A 15,005-nucleotide genomic window follows, 5' to 3' on the forward strand; every position below is an offset into this window, starting at 1 on the left:
ATCACGGTCGTTTCAAAGCGCACCGTGATCCTTCGCATTTGGAATTCACCCGGAGGTGATGATGTTCGTGACTTCGGCATATGCGCAGACCGCGCCGGCCGCTCCTGAAACGCCTGCAGCACCGGGCGCCGCACCGGCGGCCGAACCGCATGCTGCTCCGGCTGGCGAAGTGCATACCGAAACCGGTGTCGCCCACGACACTGAGCACAGTGGCGCGTTTCCGCCGCTCGACTCATCCCATTTCGCTTCGCAGCTTCTCTGGCTCGTCATCACGTTCGGTCTCTTCTACCTTCTCATGAAGAAGGTGATCGTTCCGCGCGTCGGCGGGATCATCGAGGATCGTCACGATCGTATCGCCAAGGATCTCGAAGAAGCCGGTCGCGCCAAGGCGGAAGCTGACGCTGCCGTCGAGACCTATGAAAAGGAACTGGCTGCTGCCCGCGCCAAGTCGCACGGCATTGCCGAAGCGGCCCGCGAAGCCGCCAAGACCAAGGCTGCTGCCGACCGCAGCGCCATCGAAGCCGAACTGGCCGCAAAGCTCACTGCAGCAGAAACCCGCATCGGCGAGATCAAGGACAAGGCTTTTGCTGAAGTCGGCCAGATCGCCGAAGAAACCGCATCCGCCATCGTCGATCTCATGATCGGCGGCAAGGCAAGCGGCGATGACATCAAGGCTGCCGTCGCGGCCGCCAAGACGGGGGCCTGATCGCATGGCATTCGACGCAACATTTTTCGCACTCGTCGGTCTCGTCATTTTTCTCGGCATCCTGATCTACATCAAGGTGCCGGGCATGATGGCAAAGTCGCTCGACGAACGCGCCGCCAACATCCGCAGCGAACTGGACGAAGCCAAGAAGCTTCGCGAAGAAGCCCAGGCGCTGCTGGCTGAATACCAGAAGAAGCGCAAGCAGGCCGAAGCCGATGCAGCCAGCATCGTGGCATCAGCCGAACGCGAAGCCGCTGCCCTGACGGAAGAAGCCCGCCAGAAGACGGAAGAATTCGTCGCCCGCCGCAACGCGGTCTCCGAGCAGAAGATCAAGCAGGCTGAAGCCGATGCCGTCAGTGCCGTTCGCGCCGCAGCCGTCGACCTCGCCATCGCTGCCGCCGAAAGCGTCATCGCCCGCAAGGCAGACGCCGCAACGCAGGAAGCCCTGTTCAGGGATGCCGTCGGTACTGTGCAGACACGTCTGAACTAATCTTCGGACACAGGACTTGGACAAAGGCCGGGCGAAAGCTCGGCCTTTTTCGTTATGGGGTAAGGGTGATGTCCGGACCCTGGAGATCCGCGAGCTCGTCCTCAGGCGCAGCATCCTTCCGCATCGGACGAAAGCTCATCCGGTGGAGCGAGCACGGGCCGTGGGTGGTGATGCCATCGCGGTGCTGCTTGGTCGCGTATCCGACATGCTTGGCAAAGCCGTAGGCGGGAAACACGGTGCAGGCACGTCCCATCATCCGGTCGCGGGTGACCTTGGCGACGATCGAGGCGGCGGCAATCGACACAGAACGGCTATCGCCCTTGATCACCGCTTTGCCGGGGCACCCGAGCCCAGGAGGCATGTCGCGGCCGTCGGTGAGAAGATAGGCCGGCTTGATATTCAACCCGATCACCGCACGCCGCATGGCGTCGAGACTGGCGCGCAGGATGTTGCGCTCGTCGATGAGGCGTGGACCTGATGATGCAATCGACACATGCGCCGTCGCCATGATCATCGCAAACAGCGCTTCCCGCTGCTTCAGGCTGAGCTTCTTGGAATCGTCGAGACCGGGTGGAATGTTGTCGGGATCGAGAATCACGGCGGCTGCCACAACCGGACCCGCCAAGGGACCTTATTACCAGTTAGGTGTCTATACGATTACCCTCAACAAAATTGCAAAAAGGCCTTGCAATTAGTGGATAAGTGTGAGCCTTTTTGCACAGCTTACCATTATACGTTTTATACGATTGAGGGTTTGAATGAGAAAGCTGATCACTCCCAGATTTCATGATGCGGTCACTCTTCCCACGCACGGTAGGCACGGAGGCATGCGCATCCTTGTGACGGATGGCGGTCCACTGTGCCCCCTGTTAGAATTTTTTCTGACGGAAGCGAACCGAAACAAGAGCCTGGCTTGGCAAACAAAGGCCTGTCGAGCAATTGGCTGTCTATATGATTACTTGTATGCCGTCCGTGATGCTAATCGTCCGGACCCGCCAATCACTTACCTTAGCGATTTTGTGCAGGCACTTCTATCCGGCACTGTAGCGGACGATGGAGACGACCCTTCCGGTCTCTTCTGGCCTCCAGCGAGCTGGTCGCGGGTTTCTGAAACCATTTCTTTCGTTAACGTGTTTTCTGACTTTTGCGCCAGAAAGTACGGCGCTGAGGCTCTTAACCCAATAGTCGAAAATACGTTTCAACAACGGCTAGCTGCATACCGGAAGCTCGACATCCGTAATCAGAACTCGCTCCTAAAACATCTTGGCGTTTCTAAAGTTGCAAGAAAACAGGCCACTCGGGCAAGAGCAGTCGTGTCTCCTGATTCGCCAAAGGTCAGCGACCGTGCGCCTCCGCGGTTTCCGCCGGAGGCGTTCGATGCCCTCTTGTCGTCAGGATACAAAAAAGCTGGAAAAGGCAAGCGTCTCTCTGATCGCTATCATCTCAGAGACATGATGATCTGCATCTTGCAAAGGTACGGAGGACTGCGCGCAAGCGAACCTTTCCACCTCTTCGTAACGGACGTGCTTGAAAGCAAATCGGTTCCCGGTTCAGCTGAGGTGCGGCTTTATCATCCCGAGTTAGGCCGGTTCAGCTATATGAGCCCTCTGACAGGTGAAATCGTCCATACGACGAGAACGGAGTTTCTGCGAGAAAGGTATGGGCTCCAGCCCCGTAACCAGCGAACCGACAAAAAGGCGGCGGGATGGAAAGAATTGATGCTCGATGTCGGCGCACCGCACTATTATGCGGTCGTTCGTTGGTTTCCAACGTATTGGGGCCTGTTGTTCTGGAAACTTTATCAAGCGTACGTTCGAGAGGTTTTACCCACTAATCTTGATCATCCCTACTTGCTGGTCAACCTGAGCAACAGCAAGCGCAAAGGGTCAATGTATACCTTGTCGGCTTACTACGACAACCATGCTGCGGCGATGGATCGCATCGGGGTTAGGGTGAACAAAGAAGAAGGTACATCGTCACATGGATTCCGGCATGCATATGGCCACTCGTTGGAGTGTGCCGGCATTTCGGACAAGATTACACAGGTCTGCATGCACCACAAATCCGTCGTCTCGCAGGGTGTCTACACGCTTCCCGATGCATCAGAGGTAAACGTCGCTCTGGAAGCGGGGCGGATTGCGATCGCTGAGAGAGAAAAATACGATGGCTTCAACCGGCTGATTGCAGCATGATAGATGTCGAGCACACAGAGAACTGGCACGCAAATCCGTCACGGGTTCTCTCCAAGATTACCAGTAACTACATCTTCGTAAACGATTCGACGCGCTATTGCGTTCTTCCAACATGGAACTCTGAATCGATCCGATCCGCATCGGTGACTTGGCGCGAACATGTGGCCAGCCTGACTGCGAAATCCTATTCGCTTGGGAAAACTGCCCTTAGCAATCCCGACCCAACGAAGCAGGGATACAGTGAACAAGTTGTCGATCTGATCAATGAGATACTCGAAACGGACGAAGGTACCAGCGCCTTACCGTTGCTTGAAGCCTTCCTCCTCGAGATGCGCAGAGTGTCTGTCCTTCCTAGAAAGGAGAAAGGATTTAAGGTCTCATCGCTACGTTTTATCGAATTCCTGTTCATTCTGTGGAAGCATCGGCTCATCGCGTTTCCTGCGTCACAGGTCTGGGCATTTAGGGAGTCAGACATCCCGCTGGGAAGAGCCATAGAAATCTCTGAACTACATTTCGGCGACATGGCCGAGGTGATGACCAGTCTGACTTTGCCTCTTAAACATCCGGGCCAAGGCAGAGCCATGCTGCGGTTCATCCTTGCGTGCTCGAAACCATTTGAAATCGGCGATTACGACTATGCCGTTCTCAAACTGTTTGAACCTTTTGCGCTGAAACTCAACCATCAAACACTCGTTTACGGCATAACCGATCAAGTCCATGCGCGCCAAAGAATGGTCTACCACGGCAACCGCGAAGCGGAGTTAGCCCTACCTCAGTCTTATCGCGAAATATTCATCAGACAGAAAGGGGAGGATCGCTCAAGCGCTGAGTTTCGTTGGGCAATCGGTCGCGGCAGCTCGCGGGTGGAGAAGTGGCGAGAGCAACTTGCAGACTATGTGGCGTCGCTCCCAAACCGCGTGGGTCTTCGGTACGAAATCTCGCATTTGAACCTAGTGTTGGATTATGTGATCGCCACCCAAGATGTTCCCGACGAGCCCCTTCGTTATTGTCGGCGGGACTATACCGCCGCAGTTTCAATTGGTTCTTTCCAAGAGGAAACTCGTAACATTTCCGAACGCAGAGCGTCTGGATCACTTCGAAACATAGCCAGGTTCTTTGATTGGGTGATCTCGACATATGGTTCGGACGAGGACGGCATTCCCTACCGGGAGTATGCGAATCCGATTGATATCGACGACCTTCCGCCGCAGGCTACATCAAAGGGCCAGACTGATCGCGATGCAATACCGCTTCGATTCCTTCGTATGATCCGCGAGATCATTGAGGGCGACGACTATGCGTGGCCTAAAACCATTAGGTCCGACTACCTCGAATACACCGACCCCAAGACGGGGCAACGTACACGCGTCTGGAGTCCGGTTCGGGCGGAGTTCATCCTACTGAGGCTACTGCTGCCGATCCGGGCACTTCAAACGCGCCTGCTTGACAGCGGTGAAGGTGATCCTGAGATATGGTCAACCGAACAGGGTTGGCAGCCTAACACCGGATCGCTGGCACCTACGGATAAGACCGGCCAACGAGAGTTGGGCTTCATACGCCGTATATGGGACCACCACAGCGGGCGCACATTCAACGGCCTCTTCATTACGACAAACAAAACACAAGATCGAGAGGAGCTCTTCACTGAGAATGGCTACGAAATCCCATGGGAGAACGCGGACGTTATTCAACTGTTCTGCAGGCTGCGTGACTGGCAGGTGACATACAATCCCATCGTGAGGGCCATATCTCGCGCCGACCTCAAAAGCGATAAGAAGCTGGTGGTGTCGGCGGACCTCGCAAAGCGACTTTATGGGCTGCACTTCCTCTTTCGAGACGCGGCTGACCGTGACTTCCCACATGAACCTCCGACCGAAGGCAGGTTGCACGGCTTCTGGGCATTGCTTATTGCCGAACTCGAGCGACGGCTTGAGGAGGCCGGGCAAACGAATAGCGACGGTAGCAAGATACAGCTCATCAGAAGGCACAAGGCTAGCGGCGTGCCGAAAACTCCAATTTTCGACATGCACTCGCTTCGGGTGTCGGGACTGACTGCGTTTATCGATGCCGGTGTACCAATTCACATCCTGAGCGAATTTGTCGCCGGGCACGCAACGATCTTGATGACCTTGTATTATCATAAGCCAGGCGCTGCGGAGATCACGAGGGTGCTTGATAGCGCTTTAGAGGAGATGAGCACAAACGAGAGCCAAAACTGGGCCGCCTTCCTGAAAAACCAACCTACTGAGCTCATTCATGAGATCGCCGCGTACAATAGTGATGAGGGCTTGCGCGCTGCACAGTCGACCCAGTCTTCTCTCTGGTCTCCAATGGCTGGCGGGATTTGTCCTAACGGCGCCACCTTATGCAACGTCGGCGGGCCACTTCTTAACGAGGGAAAAAAGGTTTACGCGCCCGTACCTGGTGGATCGAAGAACTGTGCGTTGTGCCGTTATTTCGTGACGGGCCCCGCATTTCTCGGCGGATTAGTTGCTGCATTTAACCAAACTGGTGGCCAAATCCGTGAGCTCTTTGGATTTCTGGAGGAGAATCAAACCAGACGGCGGGCGATCATTGCCGAGCACGGTACGCTCCCTACGGATCGGAAGGTTTCGGCTGAGCTGACAACGGTGGATGAGGCAGTGCAATCGACCCAATCAAAGCTGGATATCTTCTCACAGACATGGGTCAGTCAGCTCAGGCTAATTCAAAAGATCGAGAAAATTATAGAAACCCACGCAAACGACAACGGTAAGAACACGCTCGTCCTGAATGGCCAGCTCCGCGACCTGAGTATCTCTCTTGAGGAGTCGACCGAGTTCGAAATGTGGGATCGTATTTGTCAGTCATCGACCTTCTACCCAAACGTCGATGCTCGTCTACCTGCAATCCGCAGGGCGCGGATGTTTGATGTGATGTTCAAGCGGAACGGCCGCCCATCTGTGTTTGCAACGCTTACCGATCAACAGATGATCGTGATCGGTAACGAGGCCGCCAACCTATTGCGCTCCATGATTGGGAGCCCAAGACTTGAAGACGTCCTTGCGGGTCGCCTAGCATTGGACGATCTCGGCATTGCCCCTCAGTTCGAGGAGTTCATTCAACAGCGTGTGGACGGTGGCGATGTTGCCGCTATCGGCTATGAAAAAAGGGTGGCGGGATGACCCTATCGACGCAAGAGGTCGGTTTGCAGAACTTAGCCAAGCTACAAGGTTGGTTGGATTCTTGCGAAAACATACCTGGTCGCGGTGGCAAGGTAAACCTTTCGGCACTGGCACTTGTTGCAGGGGTTGATCGACAATTTTTGTATCGACCAGAGGCGCAAGAAAAAATAGCGAGCGCCGTGCAGACTAAAGGCCTTTCAATGCCATCGCAGGTCAAAAACTCGCAGACAGAAATTCCTGCATGGGCATCACAACGTATCCTGCAACTCGAGAACCAACTCATAGCGGCGCGCGTCGAGGTGCATGAGCTTCGGAAACGACTTCAGAGGTACGAACACATTGATAGCCACCTCGCGTCGACCGGATTGCTTCCCAGATGACCCAGTCGGTGGTGATTACTGATGTTCTGCGATCTGAGCCGCCGATTGTGTTTTCGGGACAGACCATTGACGGCAAAGCTACCCGCTTTATAGACGAAATGCGCGTGCTTGGGCGCGCGCCCATCATCGGTGAGACCTGGGAAATAACCGGCGCTTGGCGTGTCCACGCCTCTTACGGGCGTCAGGTCTACGTCCGGGCGGCCGCGCCCAAACGCCCCACCGGACGCCTCTTGATTCAGACGTTGAGCGGACACAAAGCCTTCCCGGGTATCGGCATTGCGAAAGCTCAGCGGCTTTGGGACCTACATGCCCACGGAACCTATGACCTGCTCGATGCTGGTGATCCGTCACCGTTTGTACCTGCTGTGGGTATTGACCTCGCGGAGGTGCTCGTGTCCGGATGGCTTGCTATCGACGGAGAGGCAAATACTTATCGCTGGCTTACGTCACTCGATTTGTCGCCTACGCTCGCTGAAAAGATAATCGCCATCTACAGTGACCTTCCAGTGCCATCTGCGTCTATAGAGGAAGCCAAATCATTTGGCGCCGCGGTTTGGCATCTTCAGCGTGACCCCTATCGTATGCTCGCGTTCGCCAATTGGGATTCCGTAGATCAAGCTGCTCAACGTATAGGGATCAGTGTAGATGATAAACGGCGTTGTGTCGGGGCGATCGAGGCCGCGCTGATAAAACGGCTCCAAATCAATCACACATGGACGTCCGGGGACGAGCTCGTCAAAATCGCGAAAGGTCTTCTGAAGAGCCATGTTACTGTAGCAAGAACTGCTGTAGTCGATGCTGTCAGTATTGGCGCAATCGTTCCTGTCGGTGATGGCTATGCTTTAGCTGGTTGCGATATCATGGAGCGCTTCTGCGCCGATCGAGTATCGGCCATGGCCGGGGGCAAATTCCAAGCGCCTCAACTCAGCTTTCGACGCCAACTGACGGACAGCGAGATCGAGGCTGATCTCGACGAGTTCGAACATTCTGAGGGATATGTTCTCAACGTGGAACAGCGACTTTCAGTCCACGCCGCACTCTTACACCGTGCCTCGTTGCTGGTCGGCGGCCCAGGGGTTGGTAAGACTACGGTCCTCAAAGCCATTCACCAAGTCGCGGAAAAGATGGATATTGTGGTGCATCAGGCTGCGTTATCTGGCCGTGCGACACAGCGCATGAGGGAGGCCACGGGCCGTCCAGCTTTCACGATCGCAGGGCTCTTGATCCAGGTGGGTCGAGGCGAGATTGATTTGGGCGACGGCGTCTTGCTGATCCTAGATGAGAGCTCGATGATCGATCTCGCAACGCTCTACCGGTTGACGTCCCAATTTAAACCAGGTGTCCGACTGCTGCTGGTAGGCGACACCGGACAACTGCCACCCATTGGATTCGGTCTGACATTCCACGTGCTCGCCGATGATCCGAGCATTCCTAAAACTGAACTCAAAACAGTGATGCGGCAAAGTGCTGAAAGCGGGATTCCGCAAGTCTGTGCGGCCATTCGCTCCGGGCGGCGGCCGGAACTTCTCGCTGGATGGAATGATAGGGAAGGGGTCACCTTCATCAATGCCAAACCAGAAGAGGTTATTGATCACGTCATGGACACGCTCGGCCGATTGGGTGGCATCGGCAAAGCGCAGATTATCGGCTCCGTCAAACGTGGGGTAGGAGGCATATTCGAATTCAATCGGCAACTACAGGCTTTAGCAGGGAGGGGAAAAATGCCCCTTTGCGGAAGGTTCTTTATGGGGGAGCCGATTATAGCCACACGCAACGACTACGACATTGGCATCATGAATGGCGATCTCGGCACTGTCATGGGTGAGACACAAGAGCGCGAGCTCGAGGCGGATTTCAGTGGGCGAAAAATTACGATCCCGCGAGAGTACCTTCAGAATATAGACCTAGCTTACGCGATTACATGCCACAAAAGCCAGGGCAGCCAATTCGAACGTGTCATTGTTCCTGTCACGCAGTCTAGGCTGATGGATCGAACGTTGCTGCTAACGGCGGTAAGTCGAGGGCAGAAGCAGGTTTTCTTGATTGGCGATCGATCCGTATTCGAGAACGCCGTTACGTCGCCCCCAATGTCATATCGGCGGCAAGTCGGTCTTCGACATCACCTAAATTCGATGAAGGAGATGAACTGATGGTGAAGGGGAAACCAGAAATCGAGGTGCCGCTGGATGCGCAAAAACGCGACGCTCTCGACGAGATTTATAATGAATTTGTGTCGCGTACCGACAACACGCGTCGGCTTAACTCTCTCCGTAACCTGTACAGCACCCTCCGGCATCTTCTTTCGGTCGGGTCGGACGCAACGTCTGTTGCCGCGATTGCGCGATCACTCAAGGAACTTGGCTTCGATGTGCCGAAGGCCCAGTCAATCAGAAATGTCGAAGGAAAGGACTTCAGAGAGCTCATCCACACTTACGTTACCCTGAGCGGTGCTAAAAAGTCTGGAAAGACAAGTGACGACGAGAATTTTGTTTATGGGATTGAGGATTTACGGATTGCCGCTCAAGTACGATGGATACTCAATGAAAATCGTAGTCTAAAGCGACGGCTCGATCTGTTGCATGCAGAATTCCAAAGACTCGAGCCAGTCAAGCTACTTAGCGCCGGTGCCCCGGCCAGCGACTTCGGTAGCGAAGGCGAACTCGTAGGCTTCACCGAGATCGAGATCGAAGCGGTGAAACAGTTTCGCGAAAATTTGATTGATATACACTGCAACATCGACGAGACTTCAGGCGCACTCCTTTACAACGAGAGTTTCGAAGTCGCTCCGCCTGGTTTTGGGCAGGCGCTTACGAAGCTATCTGAAAAGTTTAAGACCTGATGCCTTTCACCGCACGAGACAGATCGAAATACCCTGTGGTCATCGGTTGTGATGAGGTCGGAAGAGGAGCGCTCTCGGGCCCTGTGGTGGTCGCAGCGGTGTGGTTTGAGCCGCAAGTTATCCCGCGCAAGCTATTGAGCGCACTCGACGACAGCAAGAACCTGTCCGTTGTTAAACGGCTAGAGCTCACCGCGCAGATAAGGAAGAACTGTGTGATCGCAATTGCGGCCAATTCTGTCGCCGTGATCGATGCTCTGAACATTCGGAACGCGACGTTGGATGCGATGCGGCGAGCGGTTGTGAAACTGCGGATCGATGCACCGATAATGATTGATGGGATCGATGTGCCACCCGGTTTAACGGGGAATTGCACCGCCGTTGTGAGGGGAGATAGTATAGTCCCCCAAATCGCGGCGGCGTCTATCATCGCAAAGACGGTGCGGGATGGCCTCATGGCGAGGCTGGCTACAAGGTATCCGGCATATGCGTGGGAGCGCAATGCGGGTTACGGGACAAAGCATCATCTCGGAGCGATCAAAGATTACGGTGCCACTGCGCACCACCGTCGCTCTTATGCTCCAGTCGCTCAGTACTCGTTCGACTTTCAGGCGACGAGTGAGATTTTGGTAGGCGGGATAAAGGCTATCGAGAGCGCTTGATTCTTAATAGTTGATGTTCCCTGTTCGATCCTTCCGGAGGATCGAACGTTCGAAGCCACCGATGTTCCCCGTCCCGATACGCCAAGCAGGCCATGTAAGGCGATTTATGTCACCGAAGGGGAATGGCCTTGGCCATTGACATGGATCGGTGTCATGGCAGGCTGATTGATAGGGGCGAGGACATCAATAAAATGCGTCCGCCATAGGCGGACTCCGTAGTTTATACGAGGTTTAGCCAACTGCTGAGAGCAGTACGTGTATCCGATCGTAGGAACTTCACCCCGCAATTCTCGTTCGGCGTCAATTGCTTCCCTGCCATTTCACACCGACGCCATAGTAGAGCCCAGAAGTTACATCTCCCCAACCGAGAAACGCGATGCGCTCTCGCTCGTAAAACGATCGCAGTCGGAGCGATGATTCCTGATCGGCAGATAATCCTGCCTCAAGCTGGCCAATTTTACGTTCAGCCATACCCGAGTCGTTGGCGATCTCGGATTGCTTTCTGTTGAGCAAGGCTCTTGCGGCCACGAACGCTATGCCGGTTCGCTCGGTATGATAGTCCGTGGCTTCTGAATGTTCAACAGGCAACCGGTATGGTGTTCGCCAGCGGGCTCCAAGCCCAGTCGTTAAGCCTGCCCTCAGATCAATCGTACCAAGAAATTCTATACCCAAGGTCTCGTAATACGTTCGGAGTTTAGCATTCGTCGGCTTGGCGAGTTGATCTGTATTCTCAGCAATCCATACCGCTTTCTGAGTGATAGCAACCTGCGAGGCCACCTCTCGCTGGCTTAGTCCAGCAAGCGTACGGGCGACTCTCAGGGCGTCGGCGGATAGAAGTGTCGTCATGAAAACCGTAAGGCCGGTTTCCGAAACCAATGTCAATTTTCTTTACTATGAAGTCTTTTAATACGTCATAGAATCACTGTAGAGGTGTTTATGACGTCGACAGGGGACGTCATGCAGGATAGGCGCGGTCGCTGATTCGGGCATGACGGCCTATAAAAAACCGGCAACTGAATCGTTGGCCCGGTTCAAGGGGTATTAAACCGGAGAGTTTACATGAGTGACGCTTCATCAGTCGCTTGGTTTGGCATGACAAGAGTTCAACTGATCGAGGGGCTAAGAAAGTTAGCTGACGACTTGGAGCAATCGGCAATTTCGAAAACCATACCGCCAGTACGTATTGACCAGTGGACTGTAGCTAGACGAGTTGTTCCATGCCTTATCGGCCTGCCCACTTCACATCCCACAATCGCTGACGGCCAACCGCTTTTCTCAAGTGAACTGTACTACCTCGATCCCGGCCGCAACATCGCTCGAACTTTTTCGCGCTGGTATGACTTGGGCAATCAAGCCGCACCGAATTACTGGGAACATCGTTATCCGAGGTCGCTATGAGAGCTTGGGTTTTCTCCGATCTCCATCTCGAGATGGACCCGAACTTCCCATTGATGGCAATTCCCGAAGCGGACGTTTGCTTATGTGCTGGCGACATCTTTGACGGCGGAGTGACTGCGAGCCTCCTGTTTTTACGCGATTATGTCGCTCCCTTCATGCCGGTCCTCTTCGTTCCCGGAAATCATGAATACTATCGCGGGTCGATCAAGGAAGGATTGGCAGCCGGATATCGTCTGGCGGAGAACTGCGATAACCTGTTCATCCTAAACGGAGACGCCGTGCTGATCGATGGCTATCGCTTCATCGGCGCGACGCTATGGACCGACTTCGATTTGTATGACGAGCCGAGACTGGCCATGGCCATCGCTCGGGAAGAGTTGAACGATTACAAACGTATCAAGCTCTCAAAGACCCCGTTTAAAAAATTCACACCACAGGAAAGCCAGCACCTGCACCGAGTGGCTGCTGTAGATATCGACAACGTGTACCTGTCGCAGCCAAAGTCGCCGACCGTCATAGTCAGCCATCATGCGCCGAGTCTAATGTCAGTACCGCGGCAGTTTCTACGAGATGGTCTGACGCCATCTTTTGCATCGCGGTTCGAGCGCCGAATACTTGAGTATGAGCCGCTGCTGTGGGTGCATGGTCACATCCATTCCCCTAGCGACTACCGGATCGGAAGGACACGGGTGGTGTGCAATCCGCTTGGCTATCCCGACGAGCCATCGCGGAAAACCTTCAATCCTAGCCTGGTGATTGATCTTGCCGAACTCGCCCAAGCGTAAAGTCCTACGAATGCGAGGTCGGTCTTTGTGGACCCCGGACAACACGGCCGACCTGTCCGACCTAACCGTGCCGATCCACCTGGCCTATTGCCAGGTGGTCGCCGCGCTACGACATCACGCGGGCGCCGGATCACCGAACCTTGCCATCGTCGTGGTGCAAGCTGCCGACGCCGTCGATAGTTTCGTCTCCGCCAGCCGCCTCTACCTTCGTCAGGTTTTTGATCAACATGGATACACTGAACCATTCGTTCGTTCGCTGAAAAACACCACACGAGACCGACTGACAGAATTGGAAATCCAGCGTCGTGCCGCTGAGGCGGGCAAAAGCATTCTGGTTTGTTCAAGCCTGGATGACGTAGACGAGGAGCTGAGGTTGTTTGCAGACGTCATTGCGGTGATCCCGACGCCGACGTCGCATCAGATCATAGCGACATTCCGTCGATACGGACATGCGATTACATCGTCTGATGAGGAGATGATCAGGTCGGAGACATGGACGCGGCTCGTATATGCATTTCAACCCAATCGCCCAGTCAAAACGGCCCTGCGCCGGCTGAGAGAGTCAGTAAATCGTACACAAGTGGAGGCCACGCCGGCGTCCACTGGACCGACACTGGCCGACCTCACTGGGCTCGGCGAGGCAAAGGAATGGGGTCTTGAGCTTGCTCGCGACCTCGACGACTTTAAGGCCGGCCTGATACCTTGGAGCGACGTGGATGTCGGTGCCCTTATTTCCGGGCCTCCTGGGACAGGCAAGACGCTCTTCGCTGAAGCGCTCGCAAGAACCTGCGGCATCCCGATCGTCGTATCGACGGCGGCGCAGTGGCAAGCCAATGGCTACCTAAACGATATGTTGCGGGCTATGCGCGAGAGCTTCAGCGAGGCGCGATCACAAGGGACGGCGTTGCTCTTCATCGACGAACTCGACGCGGTTGGCAGCCGGGCAATGAACAATAGCCATAACGCCGACTACACACGGCAGGTTATCAACGCACTTCTGGAGTTGCTCGACGGCTTCGATCGCCGCAGTGGCATCGTGGTCGTCGGGGCAACGAATCATCCGGAATATATTGATCCCGCGATCCTGCGCCCAGGACGTCTTGACAAGCATTTTGTCATACCGCTTCCCGACGCAGCTACTCGTCGGCAGATATTCCAGTTCCATGCCGGCTTACCTGTGCCCGACGATCACGAGGACGGGTTCGCGCATTCGACAACGGGCATGTCCGGTGCTGACCTGGCGCAACTTGTTCGCAATGGTCGTCGAACTGCGCGTCGCCAAGGAAAACCATTTGAGTTTGGACATGTAGCCTCGATCGCGTCTCCACTTGTAGACCTTCCTGCAGAGCACATGCTGCGCGCCGCGTATCATGAAGCGGGACATGCGATCGTCGGTCTCGAACTCAAAATGGAGCTTGAAGGCATAACGATCAACGACAAGGTCTTGGCGACCGGTGTGGATAGCCTCGGCGGCGCGGCGTTCAGAACGCCAATGTTCTCGAGCAATACGCGATCTTACTATCTCGATCAGATATGCATGTATCTCGCAGGTCTTGGATCGGAATCCTTGATTTTCGGCGAGTTCACTGAGATGGGGGGCGATCCGCGATCGGACCTAGCTCGAGCCACGGCGCTCGCGACCAGGATCGAAGGGTGTTACGGGATGGGAGGGACACTTGCGATCGATCTGGTGGACGACCGCGATCTCGCACGGCTGCGTGCCGGTGACATCGGGCTTCGCAAGGCGGTCACCGCACTTCTTGATACAGAATCTAAGAGGGCAAAGACTATTCTGGACCTCAGGAATGATGCCCTCAACGCAGTCGCCAAAACGTTGGTAGCGACACGAGTTATGAACGTCACTGAGGTGCAAAATGTCCTGAAGGCCCACCCGGCGCGGATAGATGCCTTGGGATCGGAAGCCGATCGGCCGGACGACACGGTTCGAGTTGCCTGGGGGGCGTTGCTCAGTGTTCATGCGGACGACATTCGCAAGGAGGTAGGTGCAGCGCTGAGACGCTGGGGCGTGATCTAGTCCGCAAGACTGACAGGAGATATTGCCTTGTCAAAAGGACGAAAGACTGAGAATTGGCTGCCAAGATGACGGCGCGCCTCCGTGTGGATCAGGTCTTGATGAAGTAGGGTGGAAACCGCGTTCCAAAACATCCCGCTCCAAGCCACGCGTAACAAAACAACGGATGAAGTTCGAATTGCGAGCGCGCGCTCGATGCCCTCGTCGCCAAGGGGCGCTTCGGCGGCCCAAGCCATATTTTCACCGAATTCGCGATGCGCGAAAAAGGCGATTAACACGGTAAGCGGTGTTTTCCTCGCACATTGACCAAGGTTGATTGGGCATTTCGAAAAATGTCGCTACGACATTGATGGTAAGAAT

13 protein-coding genes and 1 pseudogene are annotated in these 15,005 nt (G+C 55.0%); 11 read left to right on the plus strand and 3 right to left on the minus strand.

What is annotated here, in order from left to right:
- Nucleotides 1-58: 58 nt before the first annotated feature.
- Nucleotides 59-706: a F0F1 ATP synthase subunit B gene (locus J3A65_RS21540; RefSeq protein WP_209903312.1), complete on the plus strand. Its 648-nt coding sequence runs from the start codon at nucleotides 59-61 to the stop codon at nucleotides 704-706.
- A gap of 4 nt (nucleotides 707-710) precedes the next feature.
- The gene (locus J3A65_RS21545) at nucleotides 711-1,196 is read left to right on the plus strand and encodes a F0F1 ATP synthase subunit B (RefSeq protein WP_062453686.1); all 486 of its coding nucleotides are present in this window, start codon (nucleotides 711-713) and stop codon (nucleotides 1,194-1,196) included.
- Between the two features lie 52 nt (nucleotides 1,197-1,248).
- On the opposite strand, the pseudogene J3A65_RS21550 reads toward J3A65_RS21545, so the two are convergent.
- Nucleotides 1,249-1,827: pseudogene (locus tag J3A65_RS21550) on the minus strand (ribonuclease HII); the annotation flags it as partial.
- 196 nt (nucleotides 1,828-2,023) lie between these two features.
- On the opposite strand from J3A65_RS21550, the gene gmtY reads away from it, so the two are divergent.
- The 6 genes from gmtY to J3A65_RS21580 are packed head-to-tail and all read left to right on the plus strand — an operon-like array spanning nucleotide 2,024 to nucleotide 10,430.
- On the plus strand, nucleotides 2,024-3,388 hold the full coding sequence (gene gmtY, locus J3A65_RS21555; RefSeq protein WP_156379829.1) for a gamma-mobile-trio recombinase GmtY: 1,365 nt from the start codon (nucleotides 2,024-2,026) through the stop codon (nucleotides 3,386-3,388).
- The gene (locus J3A65_RS21560; protein ID WP_209903317.1) at nucleotides 3,385-6,552 is read left to right on the plus strand and encodes a VPA1269 family protein; all 3,168 of its coding nucleotides are present in this window, start codon (nucleotides 3,385-3,387) and stop codon (nucleotides 6,550-6,552) included. The genes gmtY and J3A65_RS21560 overlap by 4 nt, the downstream gene beginning before the upstream one ends.
- Nucleotides 6,549-6,932 (plus strand): DUF6262 family protein, encoded by a 384-nt coding sequence (locus tag J3A65_RS21565; protein ID WP_060636497.1) that lies wholly within the window; start codon nucleotides 6,549-6,551, stop codon nucleotides 6,930-6,932. The genes J3A65_RS21560 and J3A65_RS21565 overlap by 4 nt, the downstream gene beginning before the upstream one ends.
- Nucleotides 6,929-9,082 (plus strand): AAA family ATPase, encoded by a 2,154-nt coding sequence (locus J3A65_RS21570; protein WP_060636496.1) that lies wholly within the window; start codon nucleotides 6,929-6,931, stop codon nucleotides 9,080-9,082. The genes J3A65_RS21565 and J3A65_RS21570 overlap by 4 nt, the downstream gene beginning before the upstream one ends.
- A complete protein-coding gene (gene gmtX / locus J3A65_RS21575) occupies nucleotides 9,082-9,771 on the plus strand; it encodes a gamma-mobile-trio protein GmtX (protein WP_060636495.1) in 690 nt (229 codons plus the stop codon). The genes J3A65_RS21570 and gmtX overlap by 1 nt, the downstream gene beginning before the upstream one ends.
- On the plus strand, nucleotides 9,771-10,430 hold the full coding sequence (locus J3A65_RS21580) for a ribonuclease HII (RefSeq protein WP_082506627.1): 660 nt from the start codon (nucleotides 9,771-9,773) through the stop codon (nucleotides 10,428-10,430). The genes gmtX and J3A65_RS21580 overlap by 1 nt, the downstream gene beginning before the upstream one ends.
- Before the next feature lie 300 nt (nucleotides 10,431-10,730).
- Here the strand turns inward: J3A65_RS21580 and J3A65_RS21585 are convergent, their stop codons facing one another.
- A complete protein-coding gene (locus tag J3A65_RS21585) occupies nucleotides 10,731-11,306 on the minus strand; it encodes an XRE family transcriptional regulator (RefSeq protein ID WP_162759500.1) in 576 nt (191 codons plus the stop codon).
- Nucleotides 11,307-11,489: 183 nt separating this feature from the next.
- Here J3A65_RS21585 and J3A65_RS21590 point away from each other — a divergent pair, with 183 nt between their 5' ends.
- Genes J3A65_RS21590 through J3A65_RS21600 form a run of 3 tightly spaced genes read left to right on the plus strand, consistent with a single transcriptional unit; the run spans nucleotide 11,490 to nucleotide 14,648 of the window.
- Nucleotides 11,490-11,828: a hypothetical protein gene (locus tag J3A65_RS21590; protein WP_082506628.1), complete on the plus strand. Its 339-nt coding sequence runs from the start codon at nucleotides 11,490-11,492 to the stop codon at nucleotides 11,826-11,828.
- A complete protein-coding gene (locus tag J3A65_RS21595) occupies nucleotides 11,825-12,613 on the plus strand; it encodes a metallophosphoesterase (protein WP_062601133.1) in 789 nt (262 codons plus the stop codon). The genes J3A65_RS21590 and J3A65_RS21595 overlap by 4 nt, the downstream gene beginning before the upstream one ends.
- Nucleotides 12,614-12,638: 25 nt before the next feature.
- Nucleotides 12,639-14,648 (plus strand): AAA family ATPase, encoded by a 2,010-nt coding sequence (locus J3A65_RS21600; protein WP_162245278.1) that lies wholly within the window; start codon nucleotides 12,639-12,641, stop codon nucleotides 14,646-14,648.
- Here J3A65_RS21600 and J3A65_RS21605 read toward each other — a convergent pair.
- On the minus strand, nucleotides 14,645-14,923 hold the full coding sequence (locus tag J3A65_RS21605) for a hypothetical protein (RefSeq protein WP_060636491.1): 279 nt from the start codon (nucleotides 14,921-14,923) through the stop codon (nucleotides 14,645-14,647). The genes J3A65_RS21600 and J3A65_RS21605 overlap by 4 nt on opposite strands.
- Nucleotides 14,924-15,005 lie beyond the last annotated feature (82 nt).

Source organism: Rhizobium sp. PvP014 (assembly GCF_017876855.1).
GTDB classification, from domain to species: Bacteria; Pseudomonadota; Alphaproteobacteria; order Rhizobiales; family Rhizobiaceae; genus Neorhizobium; species Neorhizobium soli.